Origin of the sequence: Geobacillus sp. GHH01 (assembly GCF_000336445.1) — a bacterium.
In the GTDB taxonomy this organism is placed as follows: domain Bacteria; phylum Bacillota; class Bacilli; order Bacillales; family Anoxybacillaceae; genus Geobacillus; species Geobacillus zalihae.
Genome location: NC_020210.1, coordinates 2992501 through 3008778 on the forward strand (window position 1 = coordinate 2992501; position 16278 = coordinate 3008778).

Consider the following 16278-nt stretch of genomic DNA (forward strand, 5'->3'; position numbering starts at 1 on the left):
GCTCGGGGTCAAATAACCTTCGCCTTCGGGATTGTAAATCCCTGCAGGCGAAGAACATTTGCCCATCGCGGCGACCCGCGGGCCTCAGCTTTTCCGTATTGTCCAGCTTCGGCCAAAGCGGCCTCAGCTTTTCTATTGCGCTTCGTTTCGTTCAGTTTTCAAGGAACAAGCTTTCGACTGTTTTGTCTCTCTCAAACAGCTCTTTTATGTTAGCATAACATCTTTTTGGATGTCAACTGCTTTTTTGCTTCGCATCGCTGTCAAACAACCTCTTTGATCAGCGACGTTTTCTAATATACCACCTTAACTCGAAAAAAGCAATACCTTTTTTAAAAAAATTTTAGGACGCGCTGATCCATCCCCGTTCCCTCTTCTCCATCCCACAGGAAAGCGTTCTTTTCCTAAAAAAGGGGAATGAACACCGGCGCGAGTGCATACATTTCTTCTATGGCATCGCTATATAGATGCGATTGGACGCCTTCACATCGACGGCTTTTGCAGAGCGACTGGATGGACTGTCAGGCGACCGAACAACGCCGCTTCCAGCCCCACGCCTGGGTCTGTGAAGCAGGTAGTCGTTCCGTCTTCCGCCACGCCAAGGTGCAGCGAAGAAGACGGCTGTTTGCCTCGGGCGGTCGAAATAGGCAAGCGACTTTTTTCGTCAAGGACGTGGAGAACTTTTCCGTTTTGCATCTATATCGTTGTTGCGATCCTTTCATCAAGGAGGCTTCTTCACTTTGATTCGCGTGTTATCACCAATCAACTTTGACGTTTCGAGTTCGTTTTCGCTTCCGGCCAGCGAACAACGAATCTTAGATGCCCTTGTTTCCTCGCCTAAGTTGTATACGTATGCAAATAAACACCAGCTTCGATTTGAAATCGCCTTGCGCGACCGCATTGTTCGGGCGGCGGGCGAGTTGGCGAAAAGCCGGGCGCGGTTTGCCATTTTCCGTTTTTCGCGCTGCAACAGCGATTTTTGGACGCGGGACGAGCGCGGCGGCTTCCGTCTTCGCCCAGATGTCACGGCTTCCGAAGCGATTCAGGACATTTTTGTCCATAGCGAGCGATACGCGTTTGAATGCGCGACCGCGATCGTCATCGTGTTTTACAAGGCCGTGCTTGACGTAATCGATCCAGCGGCATTCAACCGGCTGTTTGCGGATTTGCTGCTGTATGACTGGCATACCGACCGGGATCTTGGCATTCAAACAAAAAAAGATGAACACTTTCTCCCCGGAGATTGCCTCTATTTTAAAAACCCGGAATTCGATCCGCTGACGCCGCAATGGCAAGGGGAAAATGCCATTTACTTAGGCGACGGCTTCTTTTACGGGCACGGCATCGGCATCCAGACGGCAGACGGCATCATCGCCGCGCTCAATCGAAAACGAAAGCGGGGGGCGACGAAATCCGCTTACCTGCTTCCCGATATCACGCAAGTCGATTTCGCTTATCTGTCCCAATTCGCCCGCGGCTTCGATGAATTCCGCCTGCCGATCCGCCGCCCGCCCTTTATCGTCGGAACGCTAGGGTCCGCTACGTTCTTGCACCGTTAGCGGACCTTTTTCGCTTTTCTCCCACAAATACAGGGCGATTCCTGTTAAAATAAAAATACCGCCGATCCATTGAAACGGACGGATCGGTTCGCCAAACAGCCAGTAGGCCAAGGCGGAAGCGCCGATCGGTTCAAATAAAATCGCCATCGACACCGTCGAGGCGCTGACCCATTTGACCGCCCAGTTCATCACCGAATGGCCGAGCAGCGTTGGAATGACGGCGAGAGCGAGAAAACAAAGCCAATCCGTCAGCTGATACGCCGTCAGCGAAAGGCGAAACAGCATCGCGTACAGCCACAACACCGCCGCGCTGATGCCATAGACGATATAGGTATACGTCATCAATGACAACCGTTGGCGCACCTCTTGGCCGAACAGCCAATACGCCGTGACAAACGCGCAGGAAAGCAGCGCCAATCCATCGCCGTACAGCGCTTCACCGCTGACGCGGAAGTCTCCCCAGCTGATGAGAACGCTGCCGATCATGGCCAACACCGCGCTCCCGACCGCGCCGACGGTCAACCGTTCGCGGAAAAACAACGCGCCGCCTGCGAAGGCAAACAGCGGCTGCAGCGTCACAAGCACGACCGAACTAGCGACGGATGTATAGTCGAGCGATTCAAACCAAAGGATAAAATGAAAGGCAAGCAAAACCCCAGAACAAAGCGAAAACAGCCAATCGCGCCGAGAGATGCCTCGGAGTTCGCTTCGATGCCGGAGGAACAACGGCGTCATGATGGCGACGGCCAAAAAGAGCCGATAAAAGGCGATCACCGCGGACGGCGCCTGCGACCATTTGACGAAAATGGCCGATGTTGACACGGCAAGCGCGCCGATGAATAGAGCGGCATAAGCCTTTGCTGTGCTTGGCGGCTTCATGTTTCTGCCAACTCACTTTCTACGAAAAGGAGTGTGCGCCCTGATCTACCACTTTCATGCGGAAGGGCGGACAAAAATGGTTCACGAACGTTTTCTTACATTATACCATGAACGAGGTGAGAAACGATGATGTTTGATCCGTTCCTCAAACTAGGGATTTCCGCCATTCTCGGGCTGATCATTGGGCTGGAACGGGAATTGAAGCGAAAACCGGTCGGTTTGAAAACGTGTCTTGTGATTTCCATTTCCAGCTGCTTGCTTACAATCGTTTCGATCGAATCGGCGTACGTCTTTCCGCTCAAAGACCATATTACGATGGACCCGCTTCGACTGGCGGCGCAAATTGTGTCCGGGGTCGGTTTTTTAGGAGCAGGCGTCATTTTGCGCCGCGGCAACGACAGCATCACCGGGCTGACGACCGCCGCGATCATTTGGGGGGCGGCAGGGATTGGAGTAGCGGTCGGCGCAGGCTTCTATTGGGAATCGGCGTTCGGCGTCGCGCTTCTCATTGTCAGTGTGGAACTCATTCCGTTTTTGATCAATTTTTTTGGACCAAAGCAGCTGCGCGAAAAAGAGGTGCTGTTGCAAATCACCGTGGCGGACGCCAAAAACATTACAAAGGTCATCGACCATTTAAAACAACAGGACATCAACATTAAAACGATGCGCATTAAAGACGTTGAAGAGAATGAACATTTGCTGAAACTAAGAGCCGTCATTGACCAAAAGCGCTCGACCGCCGAACTTTACTACGTCATCCGCTCCATTGACGATGTCGTGCACGTTGATATTGAAAGCGGGTGATCAAAAAAGGATTGCAATTGTCCGCATCCATATATATAATGGGACATGGACAGATCATCCATATCCTTTTTTGGGGCATTAGCTCAGTTGGGAGAGCGTCGTGCTGGCAGCGCGAAGGTCACCGGTTCGAGCCCGGTATGCTCCATTTGCCCAACCCTTGCCGTGCAAGGGTTTTTTATTTTCGTTTCGGGAGATGGCGATGAGCCATCCCCCTGTGAACAAATTCCCAAAAGAAGCCTCCCACCATCTAAACGTGAAGGGGCGCCAGCACCAGTGAACGACCTGACTGAACCTCAAATCGTGGGGCACACAAGAAATCGCTCGGTTCACGTCCCGTCATGAGATGAGACTCCTCGGACTCTTACGCCCTTCGGCTTCATCCGTCCGGGTTGGTTTTGTATTTTTTCAGACGTTCCTCCAACTCACGGCGCGCCTGCTCGATGTCAAAGTCGTCGTCTTCCGGCTGGCTGTAATCCATCTTCAGCCAATCCGGCACGATCTCGGTGCGGATCGGTTTCCGCATCGTTCTGCCGCCATCGGATGAAGGCGGGGCGGATCGTTGCTTCATCCGCTCTTTTCGAAACGCCAACCGCGCGGCGCGCACTTCGTCCACGGTGCGATACCCTTTTTCCGTCCAGTCGCGCAAAATCGTTTCCACGTACACCCACCGTTTGGCGCCGTTTTCCACCGCGATTTTCAATGCTTCCAACACCAATTCCTCGGACGCATCGTCCACCCATGCATTGATCTTTTCCCGCAAATAATCGCCGATCACGCCAAACCCGTTTTCCTCACAGAAGCGAACGATCTCCTTGTATGTGCGCACGCGCGCGTCTTCTTCGTCTTCTCTTTTGATCTCTGATGTCATCTCTGTTGTCGTCTCTGGTATTGGTCTTGTCAAATTGAGCACCTCGACCGCCCAGTTTGACCAGCTGGATGGTTCATTTTGCGCAAATGGACGGACTGTTTCGCCCATCGTCTGCTCATTTTGGCCGATCGAAACGCCATCGTAAACGGCCGAAATCTGATCTTGTTGAATCGTCGAAACGCTGCTTTGCCTCATCGACCCCCCATCTTCAGTGGGCAAAACCCTATTTTGAACCGTCAAAATGCCATCTTGAGCCGTCAACATCCCCCCTTGAACCACAGAAGCGCCGCCTTGAACGGCCGAGATGCCATCTTGCACAATCGAATCCCCATCGTGCGTCGTCAAACCCTCATCGTGAACGAACGAAACCCCGTTTTGAGTGAACGAAACCGCACCTTGAACGATCGAAACACCATTGTGCGCGGTCATCACGCCATCATCTGCCGCCTGCCCATGTTGTCCGTCCGACATTTCTGATATTTCTTTCGTTATTTCAGCCAGTTTGTCATAGTCGATCCGATACCATTTCGTTTTATCGATCTTGGAGCGGTTGAAATTCGCCGCGACGATGATCCCCATTTTTTCCAGTTTAAGAATGATCCGGCGAATCGTGCTTTCCGACCAGAACGGGAATTGTCGCTGCCAGTCTGCATACGTGTTGTACACCCACTTATAGCCGTCATGGACGTTTTCGCTTTTCTTGAGCCAATAATGCAGCTGCTGAACAACGATGCTTTCGTTCAACCCGATCGCCAAAGCGAGTTGCGGCAAAATGACCAACGGTTGATCATCGAAAAGCAAGTTGGACATGTCATCCTCTCCCCCTCAGACGAGATGTTTCCTCATCGTTCCACTTTTTTGATAAACTTTATCGTGAACGAACGCAAACCGCCTAACAGCGCGATAACGGCCATATTGGCTTGATTTTTCGCTGAAAAACGGAAAAAACCGGCATAACATGTGCGATCGTGTGCTGAAACCCATCCATTGCGGACATCCGGTTTTTGTTCAAGAGGAAGAAATGCTTTTCGAGTGGAGGGATCGTTTTTGAAACGAATGGTCATATTCTTGTTTTGTTTCCTGTTGATGTTCCCGATTTCCGCTTTTGCCCACCCTGGCGAGCTTGATGAGTTGGGCGGGCACTTCCGCGGCAGCGACTGCGTGTATTTGCTCCATGAGCCGACTGCGCTGGCGAAGCAGGCGAAAACGAAACAAGAGCTTGTCCAGCTTATTCAAACATACAACGGCAATGAACGATGCAAGCGGCATCTCACCCCAGAGCGAATCGACCTGGACGGCCATACACTGGGGAAGAAAGAAGATCGTTCTACGTTGCGCCTTGGCCGCACCTACCCGGCTGAATTGGTCGAGTGCATCGACGGCGATACGGCGAAATTCCGCGTCAACGGCCATGTATACACGACGAGGTTTTTGTTCATTGATACGCCGGAGAGCACGATCCAAGTCGAACCGTATGGGAAAGAAGCAAGCCGGTTTACATGTTCCCGCTTGCATCAAGGGAACATTTTGCTTGAGACCGACGGAGACGCGCTGTTTGACAAATACCAGCGGCTGCTCGCCTGGGTGTGGGTCGGCAAGCGCCTGCTGCAAGAAGACCTCTCCAAAGCCGGACTTGTCGAAGACTTTTATGACTATGGCGATTACAAATACGAAGCGCGCGTCCGCAAGGCGTACGAGGAGGCGAAACGAACCGGAGCGGGCATGTACGGCAAGCGTGCCGCTGGAGAGAGGGAGGGGGCAGGGACGGAAACGCGGCCGCAGACGAAGGAAAAGACGGCCAAGACCGATCACCCGCCAGCTTTGGAGAACAAAACGCCGCTCGAACGATCCGGCCGTCCGGTTCTTTATACGCTGCTTGGCCTAGCGGCGGCCGCCGCGCTCTATTGGCTCATCCGCCGGTTGACATGATCAACGGCCGGTGATGGAACGAATATCAGGCTTTGCAACAATGTTTTTCAAATTGAAAAAACCTTGCAGCGCCGCAGTTTCATCCCTTGAGCTTTCTCACGAACGGATCGAGCGAATCCGTTGGGTTTCGCCGGCCTTCTGGGGAAAAGAAAAAGCCTGTCCCCAGCGGGCAGGCCTTTTCTTCAACGTTTTCACCTCGTTTTCTTTCTCCCTCATTGCCTCGGCAGCAGCTCTTCAATGCCGTCCGGGCCGCTTTCCATCCGCGCCGGCGACTCGCCGAGCCGCCGAAATCCGTATTTCTCAAGGCGCATGATTTGTTCGTCGGTCAAGTCTGCATATGCGACAACGGACGGCGTGCCAGACGATTTGTAAATCAAATTGCCGGTCACCGGGCATTGAAACGCGTCAGCGACAAATCCTTCCCCATCTTGGATCGTAAACAGCCGAATCGGCATGACGTTCATATCCTTCCCTCTTTCCGTTCATCCTCATTACTTATGACTTCCCCGCCTCCCCCCATTCTATACAAGCCGTTTGCCGACAATGACCAAATCGCGTTCCACGCCGTCCAATTCCGCCACGCGCGGAAAATATCCCCATCGTTCAAATCCGAAGCGGGAGAAAAGCCGCAAACTTGGTTCATTATGCGCAAAAATAAAGCCGAGCAGCGTCTTGATCCCAAGTTCGGGCGCCCGTTCGACCGCCCGCTCGAGCAGCTTCGTCCCAAGCCCCCGGCCGCGGTGCGTTTCGGCGATATAAATGCTTACCTCCGCCGTATGGCGGTACGCCGGGCGGCCGTAAAACGACTGAAAGCTGAGCCAGGCGCAAACCGCGCCGTCGTCCTCGACGACCCAAAGCGGACGATTGTGCGGGTCATGGGCCTCAAACCACGCCCGCCGGCTTTCGACCGACACCGGCTCCAAGTCCGCCGTCACCATCCGGCTTGGGATCGTTTCATTATAAATGCGGACGATGTGCGGCAAATCCGCCGCGGCCGCATCGCGGATCAAACATGATTCCATCTTTCCATCTCCCCTTTTGCAAACAGTCATTTTATTTCCATCAGTGAAAAAAGCGAGAGTATAATGATACATATGTACAAACAAAGAAAGGGGAAAGAGATGAAACGCCAGCTTGTCGTCTATCTTGTGTCGCTCGCCGCGTTTCTCGGCCCGTTTACGCAAACGATTTACACTCCTATTTTACCAGAAGTGCGGGAGGCGTTTGCGACTTCTTCGTTTTTGATCAACTTGACGATTTCCATTTTCACGTTCTTCCTGGCGATGATGCAAATCGTCTATGGCCCGCTCACCGACCGGAAAGGACGGAGGACGGTGCTGCTTGGCGGCATCGTCATCTACATCGCCGCTTCGCTCGGCTGTTTTTTCTCAACATCCATTTATGCGCTCTTGTTTTTCCGCGCCTTGCAAGCCGTTGGCATCGCAGCCGGGTCGGTCGTCGCCGCCACGGTCATCGGCGACTTGTTCACCGGCAAAGAGCGCGGGCGGGCGATGGGGACGTTTCAAATGATGGTCTCACTTGGCCCTGTCGTCGGGCCGATCGTCGGCGGCTTTTTGGCAGAGCATTTTCCATTTCGCACCGTCTTTTTGGCGCTTGTGGCCGTCGGCGGCTTAGTTGGTGCCGGCAATTTCCTGCTGCTGAAGGAAACGAAACCGGAAACGGCCGTTTCGTCCCCGTTTCGCCTCTCCGACTTCGCTTCAGTGCTCCGCCGCCGTGCCGGGTCGTCGATCGTTCTGCTTGGATTTGTTCAATATTACTCGCTGTATAATTTTCTCGTCTTTTTGCCCAGCATCTTGACGGATCGGTACGGTCTGTCGGCGCAGGAAAAAGGGACGGTGTACTTGGCGATGTCGTCCATGATCGTCATCGGCAGCTTCCTCGGCGGGCGCCTTCAAGGACGCTTCCCGGAGCGGCGCATCCTCTTGGCGGCATCGTACTTGACCGTGCTGTCCATTTTCTTTTTCTTGATCGCGGCCCAACGATCGCTTTCGCTGCTTGTTTTGGCCATCGCCTTGTTCGGCTTGTTTTTAGGCCTTTCGCTCCCGGTGCAAACAACTGTGCTGACGAACGTCTTTCAGGCGAACCGCTCGACAGCGATCGGCGTGTACAACTTTTTCCGCTATATGGGCATGGCGTTCGGACCGATGATCGGCAGCGCGCTGTTTGCCGTTGGAGGGGATCATCTCGTCTACGGAATGGATGATCTTCTCTTTTTCGCCTGCGCCTTGCTGTTGACGGTGCGCGTTGCCCGGACGCGCCGCCAATCCGCTGTCTGACAAAACGAAGCCGCTTGCCCGACATGTCGTTCGGCAAGCGGCGGATTTCCCCGTCTTTCGCTCCATCAACGTTTCATCCGATGTCTACGTCCTTGCACCGACTCCCTCTGATTGTCGTCTGAAAAGCCGTCTTGTTCACGAAACAGACGGCGAACAACAACCGTTTTCTTGCGGGCCGCCCGGACGCTTCATGCCGGAAAACTCCTTTACTCGAACCAAGCGCGCTCGGGAAACGCAAGAAGGCTCCCGCACTGTCAGCCGGCCTCCCCTTTTCACTCCCGCTCTTCCGTCAATTCCGAAACCGGCACATCCCGGCGCTCATGAAGCCGGCCATCGCGCAAATGGACGGTCGCCGTCTGTTTTTCTTCATCATACCCGTCAATCCATACCGACACGCCGTTGTAATATACCGGGATATCGGCAGGGGAAGAAACGATTTGTTTGACACGGTTCATATCCATGACCACTGTCCCCTTTCTGTGATGTTCCGTTTCCTAGTATGGGAAAAAACAGGAATGTTTATGCAAAAACGGCTCACACTAAAAAAGACAAAAGCAAAAGAGGGGTGGACGATGAGAACAAGGAACGTGCTGTTATCGTATTGGCGCTGGCCGCCCGTGCTTCGTCTGTTTGTCTCGGCAAGCGCGTTGATCGTGCTGTTTGGCGCGCTGATGCGCTTCATTGAACCAGAGACGTTCCGCACGGTGTTCGACGGCGTGTGGTGGGCGATCGTGACGTCGGCGACAATCGGCTACGGCGACATCGTCCCGAAAACGGTCGCCGGAAAACTCGCGGCCATTGGGCTTATCATCCTTGGCACCGGCATCCTCACCGCTTATTTCGCTTCCGTCTCCGCCGCGGCCGCCGCCCGGGAAACCGCCTTTACAAGCGGACAGCTCCGGTATACAGAGCGCGGCCATGCGGTGATCGTCGGCTGGAACGAGCGGGCGCGCGAGGTGCTGCTCCGCCTCGCGCGGCACGACGCCTCCATGCGCTTCGTTCTCATCGACGCCACTGTTCCGTCCCACCCGCTTCTGAACGCGCCGGTTCATTTCATTAAAGGAACGGCAAGCGACGATGCGGTGCTGGAGAAGGCCAATATTCAAGAAGCGCGTTTTTTGCTCATCACCGCCGATCCGCATAAAGCGGAAGCGGAAGCCGATAAAGATACGATTGTCACGCTGCTTGCCGCCAAAAGCCTCAACCCGTCGGTGTACGCCATCGTGGAAATCCTAACGGGCCGAAACGTCCAGAACGCCTTCCGCGCCGGGGCGGATGAGGTGATTCAGACAAACTTGCTGGCGAGTTTCGCCATGGCCGCCAGCCTTCGCTCGCCGGGCGCCGCCAGCGTGTGGGAGACGGCGCTTTACCGCCTGGACGGACAGACGCTCTGCCTTCTCGAGCCAGACGAACAGCAAATCGGCCAGCCATTCGCCGCCGTTCAACAGCAGCTGCTCAAGCAAAACGTGACGCTGCTTGGCGTCATCCATGGAGATCACGGAGCGATTTCCGTTGCACCGGACCGCCCGATTCAACCAAGCGATCGCCTGTTCGCGCTTGCCCCTTAATCGAGCAGGCGGCGCTCCAGCTCTTGGACAAGCGCCTTTCCGACGGAAATGTATCGCTCGGGTACGGTCGCATCCGGGTCTTGCGGCTCGGCAAACTGATTGAATGAGGCGCTGATGTTGCCGACATCGGCGAAATCATCGATGCCCCGTTGGTATTTATGCGCAAGCAAAAACGGCCGCCCAAGCTCCACCGTCGTTCCGTGCGAATCAAGCTGCCCGTCGACCGCCCGAAACGGCACGCGCAAAAACTGATAGCCCGCGTCATCGGCGATTTTGTAGTCGAAATAGCCGTGATCGTAGTCCCACCCGCCGCCGATTGTATATCCCATTGGTTTTAATTGCTCTTCCAAATGGTACAGTTGAAATTGTTTTCCTTCCAAACGCGATGGCATTTCAATCATGCACAATCCCTCCTTTCTTTTATCGTTTCCCGTTCGGCGGGGATTATTTGTCCGCGGCAGCTTCAGACGCTTGGCGAAAAACGGCAGGGAGCAATAAACCCTCGTCCGGGCATTGTGAGGCCGGACGATCCGGTATGTATAACAAAACACCTCTTCCCCCACAAAAGGGAAGAGGCGCTTTTTCCGTCGTTCCGTCCGCCGTTTCGGGCGCGACTCGGGTCGAGCCGCGAGTCATCTCCCCCGAGAAAACAGCGGCTTGGCGATGGAACACGTTGTTATTTCAACCGTTTCTCCAGTTCTTCCTTCAACTGCTCATAGCCTGGTTTGCCGAGGAGGGCGAACATATTCTTTTTGTATGCTTCCACTCCCGGTTGGTCAAATGGATTCACCCCGAGCAAGTAGCCGCTCATGGCGCATGCTTTTTCAAAGAAGTAGACAAGGTAGCCGAACGTATATTCATCGAGCTTCGGCAACGTGATGACCAAGTTCGGCACGCCGCCGTCCGTATGGGCGAGCAGCGTCCCTTCGAACGCTTTTGTGTTGACGAAATCAACCGTTTTTCCCGCCAAATAGTTCAGCCCGTCGAGGTCGTTTTCTTCGGCTTCAATGATCAGCTCATGACGCGGTTCTTCCAGCTTCAACACTGTTTCAAACAAATCGCGGCGCCCTTCTTGAATGTATTGGCCGAGCGAATGCAAATCGGTCGAGAAATCAGCGGAAGCCGGGTAAATGCCTTTTTGATCCTTCCCTTCGCTTTCGCCGAACAGCTGCTTCCACCATTCGGCGAAATAGTGCAGCGCTGGTTCGTAGTTGACGAGCAGCTCGATCGTTTTCCCTTTGTTGTACAAAATGTTGCGGATGGCGGCGTATTGGTAAGCGGCGTTTTCCTCAAGCTCCGAGGAGCTGAAATCGTCACGCGCTTTGGCCGCTCCTTCCATCATGGCGTTAATGTCCGCGCCGCTTGCGGCAATCGGCAGCAACCCGACCGCCGTCAGCACCGAGTAGCGGCCGCCGATGTCATCCGGAATGACAAACGTCTCGTACCCTTCCTCATTGGCGAGCGTCCGAAGCGCGCCGCGCTTGCTGTCCGTCGTCGCGTAAATGCGGCGGCGCGCTTCCTCTTTGCCGTATTTCTCCTCAAGCAGCTTGCGGAAAATGCGGAAGGCGATCGCCGGCTCGGTCGTCGTCCCCGATTTGGAAATGACGTTGATCGAGAAGTCTTTCCCTTCCAAGAAATCGATGACGTCTTTCATATACGTCGAGCTGATGTTGTTGCCGACAAAAATGATTTGCGGCGTTTTCCGCTTTTCTTTTGGCAAGGCGTTGTAAAACGAATGGTGCAGCATCTCGATCGCCGCCCGCGCGCCAAGGTACGAGCCGCCGATGCCGATGACGACAAGAACATCAGAGTCCGATTGGATTTTTTTCGCCGCCTCCTTGATGCGTGCGAATTCTTCTTTGTCATAGTCGACCGGCCAGTCAAGCCAGCCTAAAAAGTCGCTTCCAACACCGGTTTTTTCATGAAGCGAATGATGCGCGACTTTCACGGCATCACGCAAGTATGTAAGCTCATGTTCGCCAAAAAAGGCGAGCGCTTTGGAATAGTCAAAGCGAATGTGGGTCATCGATTTCCGCCTCCCCTTCAAGAATCATTGCCTTCTTTCACTTTAGCGGAATAAACAAGGGAAATCAAGCAGCCCACCTTTTTTGGAAACGGATTCATTTTTCGCCATGTTCGCCGCGCCGATTTCCTTGCGTGACACCTGGAGGGATGGTGATGCAACGAAAAAGACAGCTTATCCCAACCATTTTTCAATTAGAGAAACCTTGTGAAGTTCGTCTTCTTTCCTGATGAAACGCCGCCGATTTGGGAACAAAACTCGTTTTTCACCAGCCTTCTAGGGGCTCAGGCTGCTCGCCTCAAGAAACGTAATCAACGTTGTGCTTTTTCCTCATTCGAGAACCATGGATTCGGGCGAGGCGGCTGTTTTTCGCGCCCTCCTCCCTTTCCGCCGTCCTGCGGGATTGGGAGCGCACCCAGGCAAACCAAGAAAATAGGAAAAGCGCCAGCTCAGGCAGATTCCGTCGCCGAGCCGGCGCCATCATCGATTGATTCGCGAAACCGCCGCATCGCCTCATTACAGGGAAGCGCGCAAAATGGCGAGCACATCATCGCGGTTCAATGTTTTGAAACGGCCGAACTCGCCAAACGCCATCGCTTTATCGGCCATCAGCTCCAAGTTTTCCTCGCCGATGCCATAGTCCGCAAGCCGCGACGGCGCCCCGAGGCTCGACCAGAACTCGCGCAGCCGCTCGATGCCTTCAAGCGCCACATCCCGCTCCGATTTGCCCGCCGGATCGACATCAAAGACGCGCACCGCGAGCTGGGCGAAACGGCTGACATTTTCATCGAGCACATGCTTCATCCAGTTCGGGAACAAAATCGCCAATCCCCCGGCGTGCGGGATGTCATACACGGCGGAAACGGCATGCTCAATATTGTGCGTCGCCCAGTCGCCGCGGACGCCCATTTGCAAGAAGCCGTTTAAGGCGATCGTGCCCGAGTACATGATCGTCTCGCGCAGCTCGTAGTTTTCCAAATCGTTGATCAGTTTGGGCGCCGTTTCGATCACGGTTTTCAACACCGCTTCACACATCCGGTCTTGCAATGGTGTGTTCGGCGTATGGTGGAAATATTGCTCAAACACATGCGACATCATATCGACAATGCCGTAAACCGTATGGTCTTTCGGAACGGTCATCGTATACGTCGGATCCAAAATCGAAAATTGCGGGAACGTAAACGGGCTGCCCCAGCCGTATTTTTCTTTCGTCTCCCAGTTTGTGATCACCGAACCAGAATTCATCTCCGACCCGGTCGCCGCCAGCGTCAAGACGACGCCAAACGGCAGGGCGCCGGTGACGGGCGCTTTTTTCGTGATAAACTCCCACGGATCGCCATCGAATTTCGCCCCGGCGGCGATCGCTTTCGTGCAGTCGATGACGCTGCCGCCGCCAACCGCCAGCAAAAATTCGACGCCTTCCCGCTTGCAAATGTCCACCCCTTTTCTTACGGTCGAGACGCGCGGGTTCGGTTCGACGCCTGGCAGTTCGATGACCTCGGCGCCAATATTCCCCAATATCTTCATGACTTCCTCATACAATCCGTTTCGTTTGATGCTGCCGCCGCCATACACGAGCAGCACTTTCTTGCCGTAGCTCGGCACTTCTTCTTTGAGACGTTCGAGCTGCCCTTTTCCGAAAATCAGTTTCGTCGGGTTGCGGAAAATAAACTCTTGCATATGGATGCCCTCCTTTTCCTGAATCTATTATGGCAGCGCCTGCCACCGGTTGTAAAGCCAACTGCTTTGGCGGCAAACGATGCATATTTTTCACGACTGCGATTCATCCTATAAGTTGAAAAGAAATTTTCCAAAGGAGGCAAACAAGATGGGAGCATTGCAGCGCATTGCGCTATTGTTGACCATTATCGGCGCCATTAACTGGGGACTGATCGGCTTTTTCCAATTTGACTTAGTCGCCGCCATTTTCGGCGGCCAAGACTCCGTTTGGTCGCGCATCATCTACAGCTTGGTCGGCATCGCCGGCTTGATCAACTTGGCGCTTTTATTTAAACCGGCCGAAGAACTTGGGCGCACCGAGCCAAAGACATCGCGCACATAATGAAACACAAAGGGACACGCACCGCTTGGCGGTGGGTGTCTTCTTTTTGCGCCTCTCCCGGCCCAAAAGCGTCATGGACTCTCGCCGCTTGGCGGCAGGGTTCTTATGGTTTCGGTCCATCTTCTTTCTTGGACTGCTCAATCCATTCGCGCAGTTTTTCCTTCAACGGGCGAAACCCCGACTTGAGCGGCATTTTCATGCGCATATGGCGTTTTTCCTTTTCCCCGGCGGGTTCAAGCGCCTTTAGGGACAGGCTCGCCCTCCTCGCCTTTCGATCGACGTCCAACACCTTGACCGTCACTTCATCCCCGACATGGACGTAATCGCGCACATCTTTCACAAATTGATGGGAAATTTCAGAAATATGGATCAGCCCTTGCATGCCGTCCTCAAGCTGGACGAACGCGCCATACGGCTGAATGCCCGTCACCTTCCCTTTCACGATCGCTCCTCGTTTGATCGTTGACAAGCGAAACACTCCTATTGATGAATTTCGTCTATGTTTCTGTATTATAACATAGACCGACAGCAAACCCCAAAAAAAGATGTCCCGCCGACGGCGGAACATCCCCAGTTACAGGCGCGCCAAAAACCGTTTCATTCGCTTAATGGCTTCTTGCAGCTGTTCGAGCGATGAAGCGTATGAACAGCGGATATAGCCTTCCCCGCTTTGGCCGAAGACGTTGCCGGGGACGACCGCTACTTTTTCTTCGATGAGCAGCCGCTCAGCAAACTGCTCCGACGTCAAACCGGTCGGCTTGATGGATGGGAAGGCGTAAAACGCGCCGCCCGGCAAATGGCACGGCAGCCCGATTTCATTGAGCGAGGCGACGAAATAGTTGCGCCGCCGCCGGTAGCTGTTGCGCATCTCGGCGACATCGCGCTCTCCGCTGCGAAGCGCCTCAAGCGCCCCATATTGCGCCATCGTCGGCGCGCACATCATGGCATACTGATGGATTTTCAACATCGCCTGCAAAATCTCGTCAGGCGCTGCCGCAAACCCGAGCCGCCATCCGGTCATCGCAAACCCTTTGGAAAAACCGGAAATCAAAATCGTCCGCTCGCGCATGCCGCTAACAGCGGCCATGCTCGTGTACTCTCCTTCATACGTCAGCTCGGCGTAAATTTCATCGGCAATGACGAGCAAGTCATGCGCCTCAGCCAGACGGGCGATCGCTTCAAGCTCCGTGCGGCTCTGCACCGTTCCGGTCGGGTTGTTCGGCGAGCAGATGATGACCGCCTTCGTCCGCTCGGTGATCGCCCGTTCAAGGTGCACCGGATTGAGCTGAAACTTGTCTTCGCCAGACGTGCAAACGGCCACCGGCTTCCCGCCCGCGAGCACGACAAGCGGCTCGTAGGCGACAAAACTCGGTTCGACGATGATCACTTCATCGCCCGGGTTGATGATCGCCCTAAGCGCCAAGTCGATGGCCTGGCTCGCCCCGACCGTCACTAAAATTTCTGTCTCCGGACAGTAGTCGACATGAAACTTGCGGCGCAAATAAGCGGCGATTTCTTGTCGGAGCTCCAAGAGCCCGGCGTTGGCCGTATACGACGTATAGCCTTGCTCGAGCGACAAAATGCTCGCTTCGCGAATGCTCCAGGACGTGACAAAATCCGGCTCGCCGACGCCGAGCGAAATGACGCCGTCCATGCTGGAAGCAAGGTCGAAAAAGCGGCGGATGCCGGATGGCTTCAAGCCCGCAACCGTCTTGGACACGTACGTTTTTCTCGTTTGCGGCTTCATGGCGACACCACGATGCGGCGATCTTGATCTCCTTGGTCAAAGACGATGCCATCGTGTTTGTATTTTTTCAAAATGAAATGGGTCGTCGTTGAAATGACAGAATCGAGCGTCGACAGCTTCTCGGAAACAAATTGGGCGATTTCCGCCATCGAACGCCCTTCGATCACGACCGATAAGTCGTAGGCGCCGGACATTAAGTACACCGATTTCACTTCCGGGAATCGGTAAATGCGTTCCGCCACCTCGTCAAAGCCGACGCCGCGCTTCGGGGTCACCTTGACGTCGATCATCGCCGTCACCCCTTCGCGTCCGTCCGCCTTCCGCCAGTCAATGAGCGCCGTATATTGCACGATCACTTTCGCCTCTTCCAGCTTTCGAACCAATGCTTCCGTTTCCTCGACCGGCAAATCGATCATCTTCGCCAGCACATCGATCGGCGTTCGCGCGTCTTTTTCCAATATTTCGATAATTTCCAGCTCTTTTTCGCTCAATTTCACGCAGCATCCCTCCATTTCATCAGTCGGTTTCGCCAAGCCGGCTCCCTG

At 54.3% G+C, this 16278-nt stretch carries 18 protein-coding genes and 1 tRNA gene; 7 read left to right on the forward strand and 12 right to left on the reverse strand.

Annotated elements, in window-relative coordinates; all coding sequences use genetic code 11:
* Positions 1-480 precede the first annotated feature (480 nt).
* On the reverse strand, positions 481-648 hold the full coding sequence (locus tag GHH_RS14765; RefSeq protein ID WP_236612571.1) for a hypothetical protein: 168 nt from the start codon (positions 646-648) through the stop codon (positions 481-483).
* Between the two features lie 89 nt (positions 649-737).
* Between GHH_RS14765 and GHH_RS14770 the strand changes: the two genes are divergently transcribed.
* Complete coding sequence (locus GHH_RS14770; protein ID WP_015375702.1) at positions 738-1556, forward strand: protein-glutamine gamma-glutamyltransferase; 819 nt, start codon at positions 738-740, stop codon at positions 1554-1556.
* Here GHH_RS14770 and GHH_RS14775 read toward each other — a convergent pair.
* The gene (locus GHH_RS14775) at positions 1527-2435 is read right to left on the reverse strand and encodes a DMT family transporter (RefSeq protein ID WP_015375703.1); all 909 of its coding nucleotides are present in this window, start codon (positions 2433-2435) and stop codon (positions 1527-1529) included. The genes GHH_RS14770 and GHH_RS14775 overlap by 30 nt on opposite strands.
* A 126-nt stretch (positions 2436-2561) precedes the next feature.
* Here GHH_RS14775 and GHH_RS14780 point away from each other — a divergent pair, with 126 nt between their 5' ends.
* Together GHH_RS14780 and GHH_RS14785 are read left to right on the forward strand one after the other, a co-directional pair.
* On the forward strand, positions 2562-3239 hold the full coding sequence (locus tag GHH_RS14780) for an MgtC/SapB family protein (protein ID WP_011232387.1): 678 nt from the start codon (positions 2562-2564) through the stop codon (positions 3237-3239).
* A 72-nt stretch (positions 3240-3311) separates the two neighbouring features.
* Positions 3312-3384 (forward strand) — tRNA-Ala (locus GHH_RS14785).
* Between the two features lie 231 nt (positions 3385-3615).
* Here the strand turns inward: GHH_RS14785 and GHH_RS14790 are convergent.
* A complete protein-coding gene (locus tag GHH_RS14790) occupies positions 3616-4917 on the reverse strand; it encodes a DnaD domain protein (RefSeq protein WP_014196631.1) in 1302 nt (433 codons plus the stop codon).
* Between the two features lie 237 nt (positions 4918-5154).
* On the opposite strand from GHH_RS14790, the gene GHH_RS14795 reads away from it, so the two are divergent.
* The gene (locus GHH_RS14795) at positions 5155-6036 is read left to right on the forward strand and encodes a thermonuclease family protein (protein ID WP_015375704.1); all 882 of its coding nucleotides are present in this window, start codon (positions 5155-5157) and stop codon (positions 6034-6036) included.
* A 212-nt stretch (positions 6037-6248) separates the two neighbouring features.
* Here the strand turns inward: GHH_RS14795 and GHH_RS14800 are convergent, their stop codons facing one another.
* Positions 6249-6500 carry a hypothetical protein gene (locus GHH_RS14800; protein WP_011232390.1) on the reverse strand — a complete coding sequence of 84 codons (252 nt, stop codon included), beginning with the start codon at positions 6498-6500 and terminating at the stop codon, positions 6249-6251.
* A gap of 57 nt (positions 6501-6557) precedes the next feature.
* Positions 6558-7058 (reverse strand): GNAT family N-acetyltransferase, encoded by a 501-nt coding sequence (locus GHH_RS14805; RefSeq protein WP_015375705.1) that lies wholly within the window; start codon positions 7056-7058, stop codon positions 6558-6560.
* A 99-nt stretch (positions 7059-7157) separates the two neighbouring features.
* Here GHH_RS14805 and GHH_RS14810 point away from each other — a divergent pair, with 99 nt between their 5' ends.
* A complete protein-coding gene (locus GHH_RS14810; RefSeq protein WP_041470590.1) occupies positions 7158-8333 on the forward strand; it encodes an MFS transporter in 1176 nt (391 codons plus the stop codon).
* Positions 8334-8605: 272 nt separating this feature from the next.
* Here the strand turns inward: GHH_RS14810 and GHH_RS14815 are convergent, their stop codons facing one another.
* Entirely contained in the window at positions 8606-8794 is a 189-nt protein-coding gene (locus GHH_RS14815; protein ID WP_013144368.1) for an H-type small acid-soluble spore protein, read from the reverse strand.
* Positions 8795-8905: 111 nt separating this feature from the next.
* On the opposite strand from GHH_RS14815, the gene GHH_RS14820 reads away from it, so the two are divergent.
* Positions 8906-9901: a TrkA family potassium uptake protein gene (locus tag GHH_RS14820; RefSeq protein ID WP_015375707.1), complete on the forward strand. Its 996-nt coding sequence runs from the start codon at positions 8906-8908 to the stop codon at positions 9899-9901.
* Here GHH_RS14820 and GHH_RS14825 read toward each other — a convergent pair.
* The 3 genes from GHH_RS14825 to GHH_RS14835 form a co-directional block, all read right to left on the reverse strand.
* Positions 9898-10302, reverse strand: a complete 405-nt coding sequence (locus tag GHH_RS14825; protein ID WP_013144366.1) for a YugN-like family protein — start codon at positions 10300-10302, stop codon at positions 9898-9900. The two genes, GHH_RS14820 and GHH_RS14825, sit on opposite strands and share 4 nt — an antisense overlap.
* A 275-nt stretch (positions 10303-10577) precedes the next feature.
* Complete coding sequence (locus tag GHH_RS14830; protein WP_011232395.1) at positions 10578-11927, reverse strand: glucose-6-phosphate isomerase; 1350 nt, start codon at positions 11925-11927, stop codon at positions 10578-10580.
* 513 nt (positions 11928-12440) lie between these two features.
* Positions 12441-13604, reverse strand: a complete 1164-nt coding sequence (locus GHH_RS14835; protein ID WP_015375708.1) for an iron-containing alcohol dehydrogenase — start codon at positions 13602-13604, stop codon at positions 12441-12443.
* 148 nt (positions 13605-13752) lie between these two features.
* Here GHH_RS14835 and GHH_RS14840 point away from each other — a divergent pair, with 148 nt between their 5' ends.
* A complete protein-coding gene (locus GHH_RS14840; RefSeq protein ID WP_011232397.1) occupies positions 13753-13986 on the forward strand; it encodes a DUF378 domain-containing protein in 234 nt (77 codons plus the stop codon).
* Between the two features lie 103 nt (positions 13987-14089).
* Here GHH_RS14840 and yugI read toward each other — a convergent pair whose 3' ends face one another.
* From yugI to GHH_RS14855, 3 genes are all read right to left on the reverse strand, one after another.
* Positions 14090-14455 (reverse strand): S1 domain-containing post-transcriptional regulator GSP13, encoded by a 366-nt coding sequence (yugI, locus tag GHH_RS14845; protein WP_015375709.1) that lies wholly within the window; start codon positions 14453-14455, stop codon positions 14090-14092.
* Between the two features lie 105 nt (positions 14456-14560).
* Positions 14561-15733, reverse strand: coding sequence for an aminotransferase (locus tag GHH_RS14850; RefSeq protein ID WP_015375710.1), 1173 nt, complete (start codon positions 15731-15733; stop codon positions 14561-14563).
* Positions 15730-16230: an Lrp/AsnC family transcriptional regulator gene (locus tag GHH_RS14855; protein ID WP_015375711.1), complete on the reverse strand. Its 501-nt coding sequence runs from the start codon at positions 16228-16230 to the stop codon at positions 15730-15732. The genes GHH_RS14850 and GHH_RS14855 overlap by 4 nt, the downstream gene beginning before the upstream one ends.
* Positions 16231-16278 lie beyond the last annotated feature (48 nt).

What these genes read in the sequence shown, in the direction of transcription:
- GHH_RS14840 (WP_011232397.1), top strand. Translation starts at nt 13,753, where the DNA reads ATGGGAGCATTGCAGCGCATTGCGCTATTGTTGACCATTATCGGCGCC.
- GHH_RS14825 (WP_013144366.1), bottom strand. Translation starts at nt 10,302, where the DNA reads ATGATTGAAATGCCATCGCGTTTGGAAGGAAAACAATTTCAACTGTAC.
- GHH_RS14800 (WP_011232390.1), bottom strand. Translation starts at nt 6,500, where the DNA reads ATGAACGTCATGCCGATTCGGCTGTTTACGATCCAAGATGGGGAAGGA.
- GHH_RS14850 (WP_015375710.1), bottom strand. Translation starts at nt 15,733, where the DNA reads ATGAAGCCGCAAACGAGAAAAACGTACGTGTCCAAGACGGTTGCGGGC.
- GHH_RS14790 (WP_014196631.1), bottom strand. Translation starts at nt 4,917, where the DNA reads ATGTCCAACTTGCTTTTCGATGATCAACCGTTGGTCATTTTGCCGCAA.
- GHH_RS14805 (WP_015375705.1), bottom strand. Translation starts at nt 7,058, where the DNA reads ATGGAATCATGTTTGATCCGCGATGCGGCCGCGGCGGATTTGCCGCAC.
- GHH_RS14810 (WP_041470590.1), top strand. Translation starts at nt 7,158, where the DNA reads ATGAAACGCCAGCTTGTCGTCTATCTTGTGTCGCTCGCCGCGTTTCTC.
- GHH_RS14835 (WP_015375708.1), bottom strand. Translation starts at nt 13,604, where the DNA reads ATGCAAGAGTTTATTTTCCGCAACCCGACGAAACTGATTTTCGGAAAA.
- GHH_RS14780 (WP_011232387.1), top strand. Translation starts at nt 2,562, where the DNA reads ATGATGTTTGATCCGTTCCTCAAACTAGGGATTTCCGCCATTCTCGGG.
- GHH_RS14815 (WP_013144368.1), bottom strand. Translation starts at nt 8,794, where the DNA reads ATGGATATGAACCGTGTCAAACAAATCGTTTCTTCCCCTGCCGATATC.
- GHH_RS14830 (WP_011232395.1), bottom strand. Translation starts at nt 11,927, where the DNA reads ATGACCCACATTCGCTTTGACTATTCCAAAGCGCTCGCCTTTTTTGGC.
- GHH_RS14820 (WP_015375707.1), top strand. Translation starts at nt 8,906, where the DNA reads ATGAGAACAAGGAACGTGCTGTTATCGTATTGGCGCTGGCCGCCCGTG.
- GHH_RS14775 (WP_015375703.1), bottom strand. Translation starts at nt 2,435, where the DNA reads ATGAAGCCGCCAAGCACAGCAAAGGCTTATGCCGCTCTATTCATCGGC.